We start from the raw sequence: 16,345 nt of genomic DNA on the forward strand, positions 1-16,345 counted from the left end.
GCCAAAAAATCCCTTCTGTAGCTGGCCAATCAACCGACACGGGTGGGGTTTCTGGCTGTTCTGCGTTGTGTGCCCGTCGGATTCGCTATCGGCTGCTCCAGTTGCTAGCAGTCGTAGAGGTCGTGATACTTCTCGTCAGCGTAGTCCAGGAAGTAGTCGGCAGTGAAGGACTCGCCGGTGGCTTCCTTCACGAGGTCATCAGTTTCGTAGCGCGCGCCGTGGCGGTGGACGTTCTCGGTCAGCCAGTCGTGGATGGGGTCGAAGTCACCCGCCCGAACGAGTGAGTCCACGTCGCCGACATCCTCGCGGAGGTGGTGGTCCAACTGCGCGGCCAGCACCGAGCCCAGCGAGTAGGTGGGGAAGTAGCCGATCGCGCCGTTGGTCCAGTGGATGTCCTGCAGACAGCCCTCGGCGTCGGTGTCGGGACGCACACCGAGATACTCCTCCATCTTGTCGTTCCAGACCTGCGGGACCTCCGAGACCTCTAAGTCGCCCCGAATCAGGTCGCGCTCTATCTCGAAGCGGAGGACGATGTGCATGTGGTAGGTGAGTTCGTCCGCTTCGACCCGAATCAGGTTGTCCTCGTACACTTCGTTGGCGGCCTCGTAGAACTCGCGGGGCGTGGCGTCAGTTCCCAGCTGCTCGTTGGCGGTGTCGGTAAAGAGGTCCCAGAAGGGGCGCGTGCGACCGACGTGGTTCTCCCAGAACCGAGATTGGGACTCGTGGACGGTCAGGTCGCGGTTGTCGCCCAGCGGCGTCCCGTAGTCCTCCCGCGGCAGGCCGAGCGTGTAGGTGGCATGACCGAACTCGTGGATGGTCGACCCGACGGCGTCCATCGGGTCGTCGGGCTTGAACCGGGTGGTGACGCGGGCATCGAACTGCGTCCCCGTCGAGAACGGGTGCGGGGCGGTGTCGAGGCGGCCGTGATCCCAGTCGTAGCCGAGCACGTCCAGCGCCTCCTCGACGAGTTCGTGCTGCACGTCGTCGTCGTAGGTGCCCGAGAAGGGGTCCGCGAGCGTCACGTCGCTGTCGTCGATGTCGTCGATCAACGGCACGAGTTCGTCGCGCAGTTGCGTCAATACCTCCTCGGCGGTGTCGATGCCGAGGTAGGGCTCGTACTCCTCGAAGAGGACTTCGTAGGGGTCGCGGTCAGGGTCGATGGCCTCGGCGTACTCCCGGCGGAGCTGTACCATCTCTTCGAGGGTGTCGGCGTAGTGGTCGAAGTCGTCCTCGGCTTTCGCCTGCTCCCAGACCGGCAGGGCGTTCGAGGAGGCCTCCGAGATGCGCTCGACGAGGTCCGAGGGGACCCGGACCGCTCGCTCGTGGTCGCGGCGGACTTCGCGGACGACGGCTTCCTGTTCGGGGTCTAGCTCCGCGCTTTCGAGGTCGTCCAGCCACTCGCTCAACTGGTCGTCGGTCAGCAGGTCGTGATGGAGCGTCGAGAGTGCGGAGGACTGCTTGGCGCGAGCGGGGGTCCCGCCCTCGGGCATCATCACTTGCTGGTCCCACTGGAGGACGCCCCCCGCGTCGCCGACGTAGTGGAGGCGCTTGACGTGGTCGAGGAACTGTTCGTAGGTGGAATCTATCTCGCTAGTCGTTGCCATGGCATGCCGTTGGGTCGGGTGTCCTAAATGTGCAATGTCGGCGGTAAGGCGTGCACGGCAGCCCCGCAACCTCTCGGGCGAGGCGATAAATCCGCCAAGAGACACCTCCGAAGATGGCCCAAAAGACCGATACGGGGGAGTATCGAACAGCGTGCTATCGTGACTCCGAACGTCACCGGTATCGGCCCGGTCGTGGTGTACCTCGCCATCCTCGGCTTCGTCGGTATCCAGTACCATCGCGACAAAGTGACGACCCGTCGGTTGCCGCTACTGGTCGGAATGTGCCTCATCTGGCTCGCGTCCGGGCTGTTCCAACTCGCCACGAACGGGACGACGCTGGGCTACGCGTTCGACGGTCTCTCGGTCCTCACGCTGGTCGGGGGACTGTACGGTCTCTACTGGTGGTGGCGACACCGGGACACCGAGACGCCCGGCCCGAACCACGACGACCGAGAGTCTCTCTGAGATTCCGGCGGTCGAGCGGTCCCGCCGGCTCGAAACGTCATCCGAGCCACGACGTGGCGACAGTCTCGTAGATGTCCCGACACCGTTCGAGTACCTCGATAGCGACGCTCTCGTCGGCAGTGTGGGCCTCGCCGGGTTCGGCCGCGCCGACGACGACGCAGTCAGTGCCCGCCGCCGCGAGCCAGCCCGCGTCGGTGGCGTGTGGCTTGACGACGTGTTCGGGGCTGGCGTCCTGTGCGGCGGTCGCCGCGTCGAGAACCCTGTCGGCGAACGCGCGGTCCCCGCAGGCCATCGGCGGCAAGTCTTGGTCGACCCGCACCGAGACGCCGTCGATAGATTCGACGCGGTCGAGCGGCGCGCGTTCGTCGGGGACCGTGCGCTCGTCGACAGTCAGTTCGCACTCCTCGGGAATCACGTTCCACGCCGACCCGCCCGCTATTTCCGTGACGGCGACGCTCCCTCGCAGTTCGTGACCCAGCACCTCTGTCGTCGGGAAGTCGAGGTCGCGGACGATATCGACGGCATCCGTGGCGCGGTAGATGGCGTTCTCGCCGGCCTCGGGTTCGCTCGCGTGAGCGGCCGCACCCTCGGCGACGATGGTCGACCCGCGCCGGCCCTTGTGAGCGACGGCGACGTCCGTGACCCCCGCCGCGGAGTAGCCCGTCGAACCTTCACCGACGACGGCGTAGTCCGGTGCGAACCCACCGGCAGAGCGGTTCCCGCTCTCCCGAGCCTCCGAGTCGGCCGACTCGGAGACCCCTTCGATGGCGGCTCGGCAGCCGACGCCGCCCCGTTCCTCCCCGGCGAACGAGGCGAAGACGAGTTCGCCGTCGCTCGGCGTGCCCGCGTCTCGGAAGGCCAGCATCGCCGCCGCGAGACTCCCTTTCATGTCGGCCGTCCCTCGACCGTAGAGGCGGCCATCGCGCGCTTCGAGGACGTACGCGCCGTCGGTTTCGATCTGCGAGTCGTCCGGCGGGACGACATCGTGATGACCGACCAGCGCGAGCGACTCGTCGCCTTCGCCGCCTCCCTTTCGCGCGAAAACGTTACCGTGGTCGTCGTACTCGACGGCCGCGTCGGTGTGTTCGCGGAGCCACGCGGCGACGTACTCGCCGGCGGCGGACTCGTCGCAGTCCGGCCCGTCGTGGCTCGGAATCGAGACCAGCTCCCGAGTGAGGGCAGCAACGTCCATACCTCGACGATGTGGTCCGAACGGTTTGGTTCTTGCCGGAAACGTCAGCGGAGCGCCGCGTACGTGACGCCTAGCACGCCACCGTAGACGACATGCCAGAGCAGGCTCGGGACGGCGAAGTTCGGGAACGGCGGGGCCTGCGGGAAACCGACCACGCCGAGCCACAGCGGCATCACGAGCGCCGCGAGCACCAGCCACGTCAAGACGCCCCAGACGACGCCGAGACCGAGCGTCGTGCCGATAGAGCGGTCGGCGGGCAAACCGCGCTCGGCGATGGCAGCGAAGGCGACGCCGAGAACCGCCCCGTGCGAGAGGTGGACGACCCACCCCGCGACGCCGCCCGAGAGCCCGTAGAGGCCGGGAATCGCACCCTGTAGTACGGGCGGATTCATCAGCGAGATGAGGACGGCCATCACGGCCGCACCGAGGATACCGCCGAGCACACCGGCTTGCCAGTCGGCGAGCGTTACGTCCGTCTCTGCCGCAGTCGTGGATTCGGTCGCCATTGCGTCTGTCGATGGTCGCGGTGCTGTCAAATAGGCAACTTGTTCGAGCGGCGGGCGCACACGACCACGGTAGCTTAAAGTGGTAGCATCTACCAACCGAGACGGCTCAGCTCACGAACAGGCGGCGCTGCGCCCGTTCGTGGTCGGCCGCGAGTACGTCCACCAGCGGTGCGAACGGTGTCATGTCGTCCAGCGTGCGGTCGGCACTGTCCTCGATGACGTCGATCATCACCGGCCGCAGGTCGTCGAGAATCCGCTGGGCGTCGGTGTGACCCAGCGAGAGGAGGCGCTGAGCGGCCCCCAACAGGCCGGTTACGAACCCGTGACAGCACAGCAGACACGCCGCTCGCGCGTCGATTCCGGCGAGCGCCGTCGCCGCGCCGAGGACGACGGCGTAGTTACCCGGCGCATCGTCTCCGGCGGTTCCACCGCCGCTGTTCGAGGCGCTACGTTCCTCGCCCCCTCCAGCGGTTCCACCGCCTCCGTTCGAGATGCTTCGCACCTCGCCATCGACGCGTTCTGCGTACCGCTCGAAGATGTCAGACTCGCGCAGGTCACGCTGGAGCGAGAGCAGTCGAGCGCCGGAGTGCTGCGCGCTCTCGCGGAACTCTGCTGCCAGCGTCGCCGCCGCGAGTCGGCGGTCGGCAGCACAGATTCCGTCTACCTCGCTCTCGCGCGCGGCGGCGTGAGCCGCCCGCAGCGCCACCAGTTCGGCGGGACCGACCTGCCGTCTGAGGTACGTCTCTAAGAGCGCGCGCAGGTCGTCGGCATCGGTCACCCGGTCGTCGGCGACGAACTGTTCGAGACCGTAGGAGACGGTGTAGGTGCCGACCGGGAGAAACGAGTCGGCCAGCCGGAACGCTTCGAGGGTCGCCTCGTCGTTCATTCGCCCGCTCCGTCGATGGTTCGGACGCCGTGCGTGTGGTCGTGGTTGTGCCCGTGGTCGGTGCCATCGTGAGCGTGGCTGTGGTCGCCTCCGTCGTCGAACGTCGTCGGTGGAACCCGCTCGTAGCGGGTCGTGACGCCCTCGGGAAGCAGGTCTGCGACGGCGGTATCCATCCGCTCGCGAGTGTCGGGCACCGGAAACAGCGCCTCCTCATCCCGAATCGAGAGGTCCCAGTGTCGGTTGCCGAGCGCGTGGCCCAGTTCCAGCGCGACGACGGCGGACACGTCGGCGTCGGCGAAGTCGAGGACCAACGCGTCCACCGCGGCGAGCTCGACCACGACCAGCGTCCCGTCGTCGGTTTCGAGCACGTCGCCGTCCGCGAGGTCCCGAGCCACGACGATGCCGAGATCTTCGCCGTCGGTCGTCTCCGTACGCAGGCGCGAGCGCCGCCGGTCGGTGTCCGAGAGGACGACCCGAAGCGGGTCGGCGTCAGCCAGTCGGTCGGCAATCGCGGGGTCGTCGCTGTGGCCGAGATAGCTGTCGGCGACGCGCATCAGAACTTCCTCCCGGACGGTGCGGGTGCGTCGATGAGAGTCCGGCGGGCACGGTCCCACGCGGCGTGCAGCGCACTCTGGACCGTCTCCGCGCGGTCGCCCAGCGCGCGGACGACGACGCCCGCGTCGTTGGGGAGGGTCGTCGCGCCCGCGCGGGCCTCGCAGTCGGCGACGGCCTCGTGGAGCTTGTCGCTCATATCGGCGGTGTCGGTCCCGGGCGCAACGACGAACAGCGTCCCATAGACCGTGAACTCGCCGAAGATGCCCGGCTCAGTGGGGTCGCTCTCGCCGGGCGCGAGGTGGGTCGCGTCCTCGAACAGCAGGCCGTTCGGTCCCTCGGCGCGAACCCGCGAGAGGTACCGCTCGAACTCGAAGCGCTCGCCGCGCGCGAGGCGACCGGGAACGACGATATCGCCGAGGACCGCCGTCGAACCCGTATCGAGCGAGAGCGTCAGGTCCTGTGAGTAGCGCGCATCGGCGTGGAGAATGGTCGGTTCCGGAACGTAGTCGAGATGCCCACCCGCGCCGACGGAGAGAGATGCGTCGGCGGCCGCGTAGTTGTGGGTCATCGACTGCACCTTCGTCGAACTCTGCGTCGAGACGTGTGCGACCGAGTTTCCCTCGACGGAGATAGCGATTTCGTGGCGGTCGCCCTGCGCGACGCCACCTGTCGGCGACTGGACGAACACCGTCGCCGCGTCGGGATGGGGGTCGTGGGCGAGCGTCCCCGAGACGTGGAACGGCACCGTCGCGTAGTCGTGGACGAGCGTCGTCCTGTCACTCGTCGGCGCGAACGTGAGTTCCAGCACGCCGTCCTTGCCGGGCATGCCGACAGCAGCCTGTGGCGGCGATTCGGCTGCGTACCCCTCGAAAGACGGGTGCGGGGCGTCGGCAACGTCTGCGGAGTCCGTCGCCTCCCTGGCCATCAGACGAACAACACCCCTTCGTGGAGGTGCCGAAGGACCTCGTCGATTCCCTCTTTCGCCTTGCAGTCGGTGAGAACGAACGGGCCGTCACGAACCTCGCGGGCGTCGCGTTCCATCACGTCGATGTCAGCGCCGACGTGCGGGGCGAGGTCCGTCTTGTTCATCACCAGCAAGTCGCAGTCGACCACGCCGGGACCGCGCTTTCTCGGGATGTCGTCGCCTTCTGCGACCGAGATGACGTACAGCGAGTAGTCGGCGAGTTCGGGGTTGAACGTTGCCGCGAGGTTGTCGCCGCCGCTCTCTATCAGCACGAGATCGAGTTCCGGGTGAGAAGCGAGGAAGGTGTTTATCTGTTGGAGGTTCATCGAGGGGTCCTCACGGATACCGGTGTGTGGACACGCGCCCGTCTCGACGCCCGCAACGAGGTCTTCGGGGACGACGCCTGCGAACCGCTCGCGCAGTCGCTCGGCGTCCTCCTGCGTGAGGATGTCGTTGGCGATGACGCCCACGTCGAGCCCGTCCTCGCGGAGTTGCGGGACGATTTCCGTCAGCAGCGAGGTCTTACCCGACCCGACCGGGCCGCCGACGCCGACCGTCGCCACGTCGCGGTGCGTCAGGCTCACGATTCAGTCACCTCGCTCCCGTCCGCCTCGCTGTCCCCGTCCAGTCCGCCGACGCTGTCGGAGCGAATCGGGTCGTGGACGGTGACGAGTTTCGTCCCGTCGGGGAAGACCGGTTCGACCTGAATCATGCCGATCATCTCGGGGACCCCTTCCATGACATCTTCGCGGCCCAGCAATTGAGACGCGCCGGCGCGAATTTCTGCGACGCTTTCGCCGTCGCGGCCGCGCTCGATGCACCAGTCGCTGATGTACGCGACGGCTTCGGGGTGGTTCAGCGGGACGCCGCGGTCCTTGCGGCGTCGCGCGACCGCTGCAGCGGTGAAGACGGTGAGCCGTTCTTGCTCTTTGGCTGTGAGTTTCATAACATGTACCGCTGTGCGAGTGGCAGTTCCGAAGACGGTTCGCAGGTAACGTGTTCGCCGTCGACCCGGACCTCGAACGTCTCGGGGTCGACCTCGATGTCGTCGGGACAGTAGTCGTTGTAGACCATGTCGTCCTTGCCGGGCGTGCGCGTGCCCTCGACGGGGACGAGGGGTGTGTCGAGGCCGTACGCCTCGCCGACGTCGGCTTCGGCGGCCGCGGGCGAGACGAACGAGAGCGAGAGGCCGTGTTTAGCCTTACCGACGGCCCCCGCGCGTTCGCGCTGGAGGATGGGTTCGCAGGTCATCAGCGACCCGTTGGCCTCGCCCATCTCCGAGTGGACCGGGAAGCCGCCCTTGAACGTCATCGCGGGTTTGACGCCGAAGAACGCGGGGTCCCACAGCACCACGTCGGCGAGTTTGCCGGGTTCGAGCGTCCCGACGTAGCGTTCGATGCCCGCCGAGATGGCGGGGTTGACCGTGTACTTCGAGACGTAACGCTTGATGCGATGGTTGTCCGCGTCGGTGCCTTCGTCCTCGGGCAGGGGCCCCCGCTGGGACTTCATCTTCGAGGCCGTCTGCCAGGTACGAGAGACGAGTTCGCCCATCCGCCCCATCGCCTGAGAGTCCGTCGTCATCATCGAGATTGCGCCCATGTCGTGGAGCACGTCCTCGGCGGCGATGGTCTCCGCACGAACCCGGGACTCCGCGAAGGCCACGTCCTCGGGTACGTCGGGATTCAGGTGATGGCAGACCATCACCATGTCCAGGTGCTCGTCGAACGTGTTGTCGGTGTAGGGCATCGAGGGGTTCGTCGAGGAGGGGAGCATATTCGGCTCGCCGACCATCTCCATGATGTCCGGCGCGTGGCCCCCGCCGGCCCCTTCGATGTGGAACAGATGCATCGTCCGGCCATCGACGGCGGCGAACGTGTTCTCGACGAACCCGGCCTCGTTGAGCGTGTCCGTGTGCATACAGACCTGTACGTCCTCGTCTTCGGCCACGTCGAGGCAGGTGTCGATGGCGTCGGGCATCGACCCCCAGTCCTCGTGGAGCTTCAGCGCACAGGCACCCGCCTCGACCTGTTCGCGCAGCGGTGCCGGGTCGGAGGCGTTACCTTTGCCGTAGAAGCCGACGTTGACCGGCCACGCTTCGGCAGCCTGCAAGAACCGCTTGATGTTCTCGGGACCGGTCGTACACGTCGTCGCGCCGCCGCCGTAGCCGCCGCCGAGCATCGTCGTCACGCCCGTCGAGAGCGCGTGTTCGTGCAGTTGTGCGGAGTTCCAGTGGACGTGGATGTCCAGCGCTCCGGCAGTGGCAATCTTCCCCTCGCAGGGGTAGACATCCGTCGCCGGGCCGACGACCATGTCGACGCCGTCCATCGTCTCGAGATTCCCCGCTTTCCCGATACCCGCAATTTCGCCGTTCCGGATGCCGATGTCGGCCGAGACGATGCCGAGGATGGGGTCGATTATCGTCGCGTTCGTCAGCACCCAATCCAGCGCGCCTTCCTCCTGTGTAACGCCGGAAGCCATCCCGAGGCCGTCCCGCAGCGTCTTCCCGCCGCCGAAGACCGCCTCGTCGCCCTGGGTCCGCAGGTCTGCCTCGACTTTTGCGAATAGTTGGGTGTCGCCGAGCCGCACCTTGTCGCCCTCTGTAGGCCCGTAGAGTTCCGCGTAGGCGTCGCGGTCGATGTCGCGTGTCATTCCTCATCCGCCTCGCTATCGTCGCCCGGCTCGCGGGTCGTTCCTCCCCGCTTGCTATCTCGAGGCGCGCTCTCCGAGCGCGCCTCGCTATCCTCGAAACCGGCATCTCGCAACCGTTCGAGCGCATCACTCGGGTCGCCATCGACACTTCCGTTGACCATCCCGTTCATCCCGTGGGCGACGCGCTTGCCGCCGATGGCGACGAGGTCGACGGTCTGTTCGTCGCCCGGTTCGAATCGGACTGCGGTACCGGCGGGAATGTTCAAGCGCATCCCGAAGGCGGCCTCGCGGTCGAATTCGAGGGCGGCGTTGGCCTCGAAGAAGTGGAAATGTGACCCGACCTGCACCGGGCGGTCGCCAGTGTTGCCGACCCTCACCTCCGCCGTCTCGCGGCCCTCGTTCAGCGTCAGCGTTCCCTCTCCGGGTATCACTTCGCCGGGGACGAGGTCCTCAGCCACGACGCACCACCTCGACCAGCGTTTTCGACTGTTCGTCCATCGTCTGCGTGTGAGTTTGGACAGGTGTGATAAGCAGCTTCCTCTCGGTGCAAATAGCGCCACTCGTTTCGGTATTTTATCTAGTCCGTCACTCTACAATCCGTTCGGCTGGACAAACGTCCATCGTCACCCGTCCAGTCGGGTGCGCGCCTCGGCAACCGTCAACGGCACGTCTTCGCGCCCCTCGAACAGTCGGACGACCTGCGGCGGACGGAGGTCGCAGTCGGCCAGCAGGTCGGCGTCGGTCAGTATCTCGCGGGTCAGACCGCGAGCGGCCACCTCGCCCGCGGCGTCGAGCAACACGACCCGGTCGGCGACGTGCGGGACGAGTTCCGTCTCCGGCGTCGACGTGACCAGCGTGACCCCTGCCGCCGAGAGGTCGTCGAGCAGCGACAGAATCTCGGCGCGGTTGGCGGCGTCGACGTTGCTCACGGGTTCGTCCAGTAAGAGTACGTCGGGTTCGACGGTGAGCGCGCTCGCCAGCGCCGCGCGGCGCTGTTCGCCGCCGCTGAGCCTGAACGGCGGTTTCGACAGCAGTCCGTCGAGGTTCAGCGAGTCGGCAAGGCGCTCGATACGGCGGTCCACCTCGCTACGCGAGATATCCTGTTGGGCCGGGCCGTACGCGAGGTCCTCCCTGACCGTCGGATTGAACAGGTACTCGGCGGGGTCCTGCGTGAGGACGCTCAGTCGCTCCCGGACCGAGTCGGCGTCGGTCGTCTCCCCGAAGTATCGGACCGTCCCGGCGTCCGGTTCGACGAGGCCGCCGAGCAGTTGGAGGAGCGTGCTCTTGCCCGCGCCGTTCGGTCCGAGCAACGCGACCCGTTCGCCTGCGTCGATCGTCACGTCGACGCCGTCGACGGCGAGCGTCCCGTCGGGGTAGGCGTATCGGAGTCCCGTCGCCTCGATAGCGGTCACGCGAGGCTCACCCCGACGATAGCGGCGGCGACGACGACCGCGAACCCGAGGTCGGCCACACCGAGCGAGTCGTGAGAGCGAGTCGGCGTCGGTCCCGTCCCGCCGCGGGCGCGGGCGGCCCGCTGGACGCTTTCGCCACGTTCGAGGCTCCGCAAGAGGAACGTCCCGACGAAGTTTCCGGAGTCGCGCCATGTCCGACGCAGGTCCGGGTCCGCGAGCGTGCGGCCGCGCCGAGCGCGGACCATCCGTTCGAGTTCCGCGAAGAAGAGCAACAGATACCGGTAGGTGATCGCCAGCAGCGAGACGGCGATCGCGGGGGCGCGCAGGCGGCGAAACGCGGCCAACAGGTCCGCGAAGCGCGTCGTCAGCAGGAGGACCGAAAGGAAGGCGACGCAGGCGGCCACGCGGACGGTGAAGACGGCGACGTACTCGACGCCAGCGACCGACAGCGGCGTCCCCACCAGCGTCGGGCCGCCCATCAGGACGGCCTGCGGCGCGACGGCGACCACCGCGAACGCGGCCGGACCGGTCGCCCGTTCGAAGAAGGCCCGGACGGGAACCCGAGAGAGAAGGGCGAGCGCGGCTGCCAGTCCCGCGAGGAGGGCGACGCTCGGCAGGTCCCGTCGGGTGACGGTGACCGCGACGAGGGCGACGACGCCGACCAGCTTGACGCTCGGCGCGACGGCCTGCAGGAAGCCGGCCCGCTCCGGGACGTCCTCGGCGAGCAGGAACCACCGGGCGCGGGCCGCGACGGCCGCGACGGTGCGGTCTAAGAGGTCAGTTCGCGCCATCGGAGTCGGTGCCCAGAAGTCGACCGAGGCCGGCCGCGACGAGCAGCGTCAGCGCCGTCCCGACGACGGCCGAGACGAACGTCCCGCTCGCGCTCCCGAGTCCGGAGACGCCGTAGTCGGAAAGCGGCGCGACGCCGCTGGATTCGGCGTGGTCGGTCGCGCCCGTCGCCTCGGCGGCGTTTTCGAGGGGCTCGGCGTAGCCAACCGCGCCGGCCGCCCACCCGAATACCGGAGCCAGCAGCGTGAGGACGAGTAGCGCCGCGAGCGCGCGCGGGAGCCAATTGGGGACCATCAGGCGCTCGCCTCCCCCACGGCGGTCGGTCGGAGGTCCGGCCGAGCGTCGGCGAGATAGCGGTAGACGACGGCCGTGATAGCCCCCTCGACGAGGCCCAGGACGAGGTGGCCGACGCCCATGAGCGCGAGCGTGGTCAGTAGCTGATACTCGAACGCCGAGGAGAGGCCCAGCTGGAGTCCCGCAGTGAGCGCACCAGCGGTGATTCCGAGCCAGCCGGCGGCGAAGGCCGCCCGAAACTCGCCGTGAGGCGCGACCGCGCGATAGACGGCGTAGCCGACGTACACCTCGACGATTGCCATGTTGAAGACGTTCGCGCCGAGGACGACGAGGCCGCCGTCACCGAAGACGAGCGCCTGAATCGTCACGACGGTTGCCATACAGAGCGCGCCGAGATGTGGACCCAACAGGATGGCGGCGAACGCGCCGCCGACGAAGTGGGCGCTCGTCCCGCCGGGGATGGGCCAGTTGAGCATCTGTGCGGCGAAGACGCTGGCGGCGACGACGCCGACCAGCGGCGCGCGGGCGTCGGATATCTCGCCGTCGACTCGCTTGGCGGCGTACCCGAGCACCGCGACGGAGAGCGCGCCGAACAGCAGCGCGAGAGACAGATCGACGTAGCCGTCGGGAATGTGCATGTCACTGCGTCCCCACCCATAGAGGATAATACTTTCTCATCGCGCAGTATTACTGGCGTGGCGACGGTAGCCACGCATATTACCCCCACTCGCATACGCCGGGGTATGAGCGACGACATCGACCGTATCAGCCTGACGCTGCCGTCAGCGATGGTCGAGCGACTGGACGGGATCGTCGACGACTGGGAGTACGCCAGCCGCTCCGAAGCCATTAGAGACTCGCTTCGGGACTTCTTCGCCGATTACGAGTGGGAGACCGCCGGTGACGAACAACACCACGGGACGATCGTCATCGTCCACGACCACCACGTCTCGGGCATCGCCGACGACCTCCAGACCATCCAACACGAGATGGCCGACGCCATCACCTCCGTCCAGCACATCCACCTCTCGCACGATACCTGCATGGAGACGCTCGTCGTTGAGGGCGCGGCCAGCGACATCACCGAACTCGCCAACCGCCTCCGCGCGCTCGGCGGCGTCCAGCAAGTGAAGGTCGTCCTCGTCGGCCAGTAGTCGCCCGCGCTCGCCGACGGAGACGATGTCGCGAAACAGTGACCTGTCCGAGCGACGCGAACGAACACACCTATTTTCGAGGCCGTCCTTGTCGAAGCCGTGTTCCCGCGTCGGATTCGCGGCCTGGTCGTGCCAGCGCCGATTCGAGAGCGCCTCGCGGCGGCCGTCGAAGCCACACACCCCAACGAAGCCGGCGGCTTCCTCGCCTGTGAGCGCCGCGGCGACCACTTACACGCCGTCGAGCACGCCGAACTCGACAACGAAGCCGAGGAACCGACACGACGATACGTCACGACGGTCGACGACCGTGTTCCCACTCGTCCGCGCGTGTTCTACCACTCGCACACCTCCGCGGCGTCGCCGTCCGGGCTGACGAGAACGGACAGACAAAATATTCCCGAGCGGTTCGCCCTCGTCATCTTCGCCCCCCACGGCGAGCCCTACAGCTATCGCCTGTTCCGGCGAGGGCTCCTCCCGTGGCGCGAGCTCCCGGCCGAGGCGGCGGCGACCGACGAGTCGCCGACGCGCGCTCGCCTCCCGCGACTCGTCTGAAGCGGCGTCGCTCTCGCGACCACCTTATACAGTACAAGGAGTTCCAGGACGTACACATCGTTTCTACCTACTGGAACTGTTCGAACGTCCATCTGTCTCATGGGATGGTTTGGGGACGTGCATGGACGACCACAGACGGTAAACAATCACAGGAGAAGGCCTTTTTACTGTGGATGGGTCGCCACTTCTGTGAGACATATTCGACCAAACGTACACGAAATATGCAAGAAGGTCCGCGTATTGCACATCCGTTCGCGTGAAACGGCTCGATTCGTCAACCGGAGGGCGGACCGGTGAGCGTCATCGTCTACGGACTGGCGGCCATCGTGGTCGTGATGCTCGGCGTGGGTCTCTACGTCTCAAAATACATCAACGGCGACAGCGTCAACTACATCATCGCCGGCCGGGGACTGATTCTCCCGCTCGCCGCCGCGACGCTGATGGCCCAGTCACTCGACGCGAACGCGACGCTCGGTAACACCGACCTGACCGCCTCCTTTGGCTTCTGGGCCGGGGCAGCGCTCCCCATCGGACTGGCACTGTGTCTGTTCATCACCGGTCTCTTTTTCGCCAAGCCGATGAACCGGATGGACCTCGTCACGCTTCCGGACTTCTACCGCCGGAAGTACGGTCGGGGCGTCGAGATACTCGCGAGTCTCATCATGGTGCTGAGCTACGCCTTCTTGCTCGCCGGCAACCTCGTCGCCGGCGGCTACCTCTTTCAGACGTTCGTCGGCACCTCCTACTTCACGGGCGTCGTCGCCATCGCGGCCATCATCTTCACCTACACCATCGCCGGCGGCCTCTTCGCGGTGGCTTACACCGACGTGATTCAAGCGTTCGTCGCGCTCGCCGGATCGCTCGCGCTCGTCGCTTTCGTCGCCATGAACTACGGAATCACCATCCCCGAGGGGATGGGACCGACGGCGCTCGGCCAGCTCACCAACCCCTCGAAGGGCGCGTACGTCAATCTCGCCACCATCGCGGCCCTCGGTCTCGGGGACATCGTCGCGTTGGACTTCATGGAGCGCGTCTTCGCGGCCGACGACCCGGAGACGGCACAGAAGGCGTGTTTCATCGGCAGCCTCGGAACGCTCGTCATCGGGATTCCGTTCTCGATGGTCGCGCTCTCGGCCGGATCCATCCTCCAGTCGATGGGCATCCAGGCCGGCGAGCAGGCCGTCCTCTACGTCCTCTTACAGAATGCCGTCCCACCGTGGTTGGCGGCGCTCGTCCTCGGCGGTATCGTCGCCGCCTCGTTTTCGACGGGCGACGGCGCAATCTTAGGTACTTCGTCGGTCATCGCCCGCAACATCGGCGACATCCGCATCGACGAGAAGACCGAGGCCGACCCGACGGCGGCCGACGGCGGCTTCTTCAGTCACAAGAGCGACAAGCTCCTGAAGGTCACTCGACTGATGGCGGTCCCGATCACCGTACTCGGCGTGTTCTTCGCGCTTCGCGTCCCCGCGACGGGGATGTTGCTCGTCCTCGCGTTCGACATCATGTTCGCCGGCGCGCTCGTCCCGCTGGCGCTCGGTCTGTACTGGCCCGACGTGGCGACGACGCCCGCGGCGCTGGCCTCGATGATTTCGGGGAGCGTGACGCGACTCGCCTTCTTCGTCTTGATCCCGGTTACCTACGGCTACGAGAACACGCTCCTGTACGTCCAGAACGATATCTTCACCGCGGCGTTCGACGGCATCCCGACGTTCATCGCGCCGACCGTGAGTCTCGCAGTGTTCCTCGCCGTCGGCTACGCCACGCGGGAGAGCTACGGCGTCCGCACCCTCGACCGGCAGGGCCAGCGGACCATCGTCGCCGGCGGTGACGACGATGACTGACCACTCGGCCGGGGACCGCTTTTTCCTGTTCGGCCTCGCGCTGGTCGTCACCCTGTTGATCCTCGCGTTCGTGCTCACCGGAACCGGAGGATAAGATAGAAAAAAGAAATATCGACAGGCCGCACGTATTGTGCCAACCGAAACCCGAATTTACTATCCGATCGTGTGTCTTATTCGAATAGAGATGAATGCTCGTCCAATGGCCCTCTCGGCGAGGAGTGCCCTGTCGTGAGCACCGATTACGTCCGCGTGAAACGGAAGGTCCAACAACTCGGCTCCTCGACCCTGGCGGTGACCGTCCCGGCCGAGTGGGCGCGCCACCACGACATCGAGAAGGGCGACGAAGTCATCGTCCAGCGCGACGAGAACGGCGGCTCGCTGCTGTTGGTCCCCGAAGAACCGACCATCGAGGATACGGGCGCGACTATCGACGCCGACTCGCTGTCGCCCGACGCGCTGGGCCGAGCCGTCGTCACCCAGTACGTTCTCGGCCGGCAGCTCATCCGCGTCGAGTCGTCGTCGCCGCTCTCGCCCGACCATCACGACGCCGTCTTCCGGACGGAGCGACAGCTCATGGGACTCGGCATCGTCGAGCAGGCGAAACAGACCGTCACCGTCCGGTGTTCGGTCGCGCCGGGCGACTTCGACCTGCCGACGCTGCTGGGCCGTCTCAGCCGAACGGAGGCGACGATACGGACCGAAAGTATCACCGCTCTGATCGAAGGCGACGTCGAACGGGCGCGAGCGGCGTCGAGCCGCCACGGCCAGGTCGAGAAGCTGTTTTACCTCTTCTTGCGCCTGGTCTTTGCCACCTACCGGAACCCACAACTCAACCAGGAGGTGGGACTCGACACCGGCTTTCCGCTCATCGGCTTCCGGTCGGTCGCACAGGACGTGTCGCTGATGGCCGGGCTGGCTCGGGACATTGCCGACCTCGCCGTCGAGAGTGACGGAGAAGCGCCGGACGACGAGACCGCCGAGAAACTCGGTGACCTCGGCGAGGCGCTCGACGAGGCGGTGTGTGCGACCATCGACGCTGTCACGACCCCCGACTACGGAGCCACCGAGACCGCCCGCGACCGACTGGCGGCCGTCGACGAACACGTTACCGCCTGCAACGACCACCTGGCGAGCGAGCGCCCCGAACCCCTGTTGGAACTCCAGCGAGCGGTCGTCTTGCTCGAACGCTGTGCTCAGCACGCGCGCGACAGCCTCGACGTAGCGACCCACCTCGCGTTCCGAGCCTCGCCGGACCTCGTAGCTAGCGAGTGACATCCGCCACTTTTCTCGACAGCGCCGCCACGAGCGACAGCCACGTCGTGCGGCCACCTGGCCCGTCCTAGTACACCTAAAAGAGACTCGAACGGTACATGCCGACGGATGTTCATCCCGGTGGGTATTACACATCCGAAGGAACGCTTTTCAGTAATCACCAATCATCCACTACTGTCGCAAAAATCGGGCGAAAGACCAACCGAT

19 protein-coding genes are annotated in these 16,345 nt (G+C 66.6%); 5 read left to right on the top strand and 14 right to left on the bottom strand.

The genetic code is table 11. The features are described 5' to 3' along the window. Nucleotides 1-104: 104 nt before the first annotated feature. Nucleotides 105-1,604, bottom strand: a complete 1,500-nt coding sequence (locus E4S61_RS23205; RefSeq protein ID WP_135306203.1) for a carboxypeptidase M32 — start codon at nt 1,602-1,604, stop codon at nt 105-107. Between the two features lie 159 nt (nt 1,605-1,763). Between E4S61_RS23205 and E4S61_RS23210 the strand changes: the two genes are divergently transcribed. Next, entirely contained in the window at nt 1,764-2,069 is a 306-nt protein-coding gene (locus E4S61_RS23210; RefSeq protein WP_135306204.1) for a hypothetical protein, read from the top strand. A 37-nt stretch (nt 2,070-2,106) separates the two neighbouring features. Here the strand turns inward: E4S61_RS23210 and E4S61_RS23215 are convergent, their stop codons facing one another. The 13 genes from E4S61_RS23215 to E4S61_RS23275 form a co-directional block, all read right to left on the bottom strand. Further along, complete coding sequence (locus E4S61_RS23215; protein ID WP_135306205.1) at nt 2,107-3,261, bottom strand: M20 family metallopeptidase; 1,155 nt, start codon at nt 3,259-3,261, stop codon at nt 2,107-2,109. 44 nt (nt 3,262-3,305) lie between these two features. Continuing rightward, nucleotides 3,306-3,767: a histidine kinase gene (locus E4S61_RS23220; RefSeq protein ID WP_135306206.1), complete on the bottom strand. Its 462-nt coding sequence runs from the start codon at nt 3,765-3,767 to the stop codon at nt 3,306-3,308. Between the two features lie 106 nt (nt 3,768-3,873). Further along, on the bottom strand, nt 3,874-4,653 hold the full coding sequence (locus E4S61_RS23225; protein WP_135306207.1) for an urease accessory protein UreF: 780 nt from the start codon (nt 4,651-4,653) through the stop codon (nt 3,874-3,876). Beyond that, entirely contained in the window at nt 4,650-5,207 is a 558-nt protein-coding gene (locus E4S61_RS23230; protein WP_135306208.1) for an urease accessory protein UreE, read from the bottom strand. The genes E4S61_RS23225 and E4S61_RS23230 overlap by 4 nt, the downstream gene beginning before the upstream one ends. Beyond that, complete coding sequence (locus E4S61_RS23235; RefSeq protein ID WP_135306209.1) at nt 5,207-6,133, bottom strand: urease accessory protein UreD; 927 nt, start codon at nt 6,131-6,133, stop codon at nt 5,207-5,209. The genes E4S61_RS23230 and E4S61_RS23235 overlap by 1 nt, the downstream gene beginning before the upstream one ends. Continuing rightward, entirely contained in the window at nt 6,133-6,750 is a 618-nt protein-coding gene (gene ureG, locus E4S61_RS23240) for an urease accessory protein UreG (protein WP_167768625.1), read from the bottom strand. Before ureG ends, E4S61_RS23235 begins: the two co-directional genes overlap by 1 nt. 2 nt (nt 6,751-6,752) lie before the next feature. Continuing rightward, nucleotides 6,753-7,118 (bottom strand): urease subunit gamma, encoded by a 366-nt coding sequence (locus tag E4S61_RS23245; RefSeq protein WP_135306211.1) that lies wholly within the window; start codon nt 7,116-7,118, stop codon nt 6,753-6,755. Further along, complete coding sequence (gene ureC, locus E4S61_RS23250; RefSeq protein ID WP_135306212.1) at nt 7,115-8,821, bottom strand: urease subunit alpha; 1,707 nt, start codon at nt 8,819-8,821, stop codon at nt 7,115-7,117. The genes E4S61_RS23245 and ureC overlap by 4 nt, the downstream gene beginning before the upstream one ends. Further along, entirely contained in the window at nt 8,818-9,279 is a 462-nt protein-coding gene (locus tag E4S61_RS23255; protein ID WP_135306213.1) for an urease subunit beta, read from the bottom strand. The genes ureC and E4S61_RS23255 overlap by 4 nt, the downstream gene beginning before the upstream one ends. Nucleotides 9,280-9,444: 165 nt before the next feature. Continuing rightward, nucleotides 9,445-10,233, bottom strand: a complete 789-nt coding sequence (locus E4S61_RS23260; RefSeq protein WP_135306214.1) for an energy-coupling factor ABC transporter ATP-binding protein — start codon at nt 10,231-10,233, stop codon at nt 9,445-9,447. Further along, a complete protein-coding gene (gene cbiQ, locus E4S61_RS23265) occupies nt 10,230-11,024 on the bottom strand; it encodes a cobalt ECF transporter T component CbiQ (protein WP_135306215.1) in 795 nt (264 codons plus the stop codon). The genes E4S61_RS23260 and cbiQ overlap by 4 nt, the downstream gene beginning before the upstream one ends. Then, nucleotides 11,011-11,316, bottom strand: coding sequence for a PDGLE domain-containing protein (locus E4S61_RS23270; protein ID WP_135306216.1), 306 nt, complete (start codon nt 11,314-11,316; stop codon nt 11,011-11,013). The genes cbiQ and E4S61_RS23270 overlap by 14 nt, the downstream gene beginning before the upstream one ends. Next, nucleotides 11,316-11,954 carry an energy-coupling factor ABC transporter permease gene (locus E4S61_RS23275; RefSeq protein WP_135306217.1) on the bottom strand — a complete coding sequence of 213 codons (639 nt, stop codon included), beginning with the start codon at nt 11,952-11,954 and terminating at the stop codon, nt 11,316-11,318. The genes E4S61_RS23270 and E4S61_RS23275 overlap by 1 nt, the downstream gene beginning before the upstream one ends. A 105-nt stretch (nt 11,955-12,059) precedes the next feature. Here E4S61_RS23275 and nikR point away from each other — a divergent pair, with 105 nt between their 5' ends. From nikR to E4S61_RS23295, 4 genes are all read left to right on the top strand, one after another. Further along, nucleotides 12,060-12,470, top strand: coding sequence for a nickel-responsive transcriptional regulator NikR (gene nikR / locus E4S61_RS23280; protein WP_135306218.1), 411 nt, complete (start codon nt 12,060-12,062; stop codon nt 12,468-12,470). 99 nt (nt 12,471-12,569) lie between these two features. Continuing rightward, complete coding sequence (locus E4S61_RS23285; RefSeq protein ID WP_245180924.1) at nt 12,570-13,022, top strand: Mov34/MPN/PAD-1 family protein; 453 nt, start codon at nt 12,570-12,572, stop codon at nt 13,020-13,022. A 293-nt stretch (nt 13,023-13,315) separates the two neighbouring features. Continuing rightward, nucleotides 13,316-14,866 carry a sodium:solute symporter family protein gene (locus E4S61_RS23290; protein ID WP_135306220.1) on the top strand — a complete coding sequence of 517 codons (1,551 nt, stop codon included), beginning with the start codon at nt 13,316-13,318 and terminating at the stop codon, nt 14,864-14,866. 249 nt (nt 14,867-15,115) lie between these two features. Continuing rightward, nucleotides 15,116-16,138, top strand: a complete 1,023-nt coding sequence (locus E4S61_RS23295) for an AbrB/MazE/SpoVT family DNA-binding domain-containing protein (RefSeq protein ID WP_135306270.1) — start codon at nt 15,116-15,118, stop codon at nt 16,136-16,138. Nucleotides 16,139-16,345 lie beyond the last annotated feature (207 nt).

This window comes from Haloarcula amylovorans (assembly GCF_004681185.1).
GTDB lineage: Archaea > Halobacteriota > Halobacteria > Halobacteriales > Haloarculaceae > Haloarcula > Haloarcula amylovorans.

Coding starts and splice junctions, on each gene's coding strand:
- E4S61_RS23205 (WP_135306203.1), bottom strand. CDS start 1,604: ATGGCAACGACTAGCGAGATAGATTCCACCTACGAACAGTTCCTCGAC.
- E4S61_RS23225 (WP_135306207.1), bottom strand. CDS start 4,653: ATGAACGACGAGGCGACCCTCGAAGCGTTCCGGCTGGCCGACTCGTTT.
- E4S61_RS23245 (WP_135306211.1), bottom strand. CDS start 7,118: ATGAAACTCACAGCCAAAGAGCAAGAACGGCTCACCGTCTTCACCGCT.
- E4S61_RS23215 (WP_135306205.1), bottom strand. CDS start 3,261: ATGGACGTTGCTGCCCTCACTCGGGAGCTGGTCTCGATTCCGAGCCAC.
- ureC (WP_135306212.1), bottom strand. CDS start 8,821: ATGACACGCGACATCGACCGCGACGCCTACGCGGAACTCTACGGGCCT.
- nikR (WP_135306218.1), top strand. CDS start 12,060: ATGAGCGACGACATCGACCGTATCAGCCTGACGCTGCCGTCAGCGATG.
- E4S61_RS23270 (WP_135306216.1), bottom strand. CDS start 11,316: ATGGTCCCCAATTGGCTCCCGCGCGCGCTCGCGGCGCTACTCGTCCTC.
- E4S61_RS23235 (WP_135306209.1), bottom strand. CDS start 6,133: ATGGCCAGGGAGGCGACGGACTCCGCAGACGTTGCCGACGCCCCGCAC.
- cbiQ (WP_135306215.1), bottom strand. CDS start 11,024: ATGGCGCGAACTGACCTCTTAGACCGCACCGTCGCGGCCGTCGCGGCC.
- E4S61_RS23230 (WP_135306208.1), bottom strand. CDS start 5,207: ATGCGCGTCGCCGACAGCTATCTCGGCCACAGCGACGACCCCGCGATT.
- E4S61_RS23275 (WP_135306217.1), bottom strand. CDS start 11,954: ATGCACATTCCCGACGGCTACGTCGATCTGTCTCTCGCGCTGCTGTTC.
- E4S61_RS23220 (WP_135306206.1), bottom strand. CDS start 3,767: ATGGCGACCGAATCCACGACTGCGGCAGAGACGGACGTAACGCTCGCC.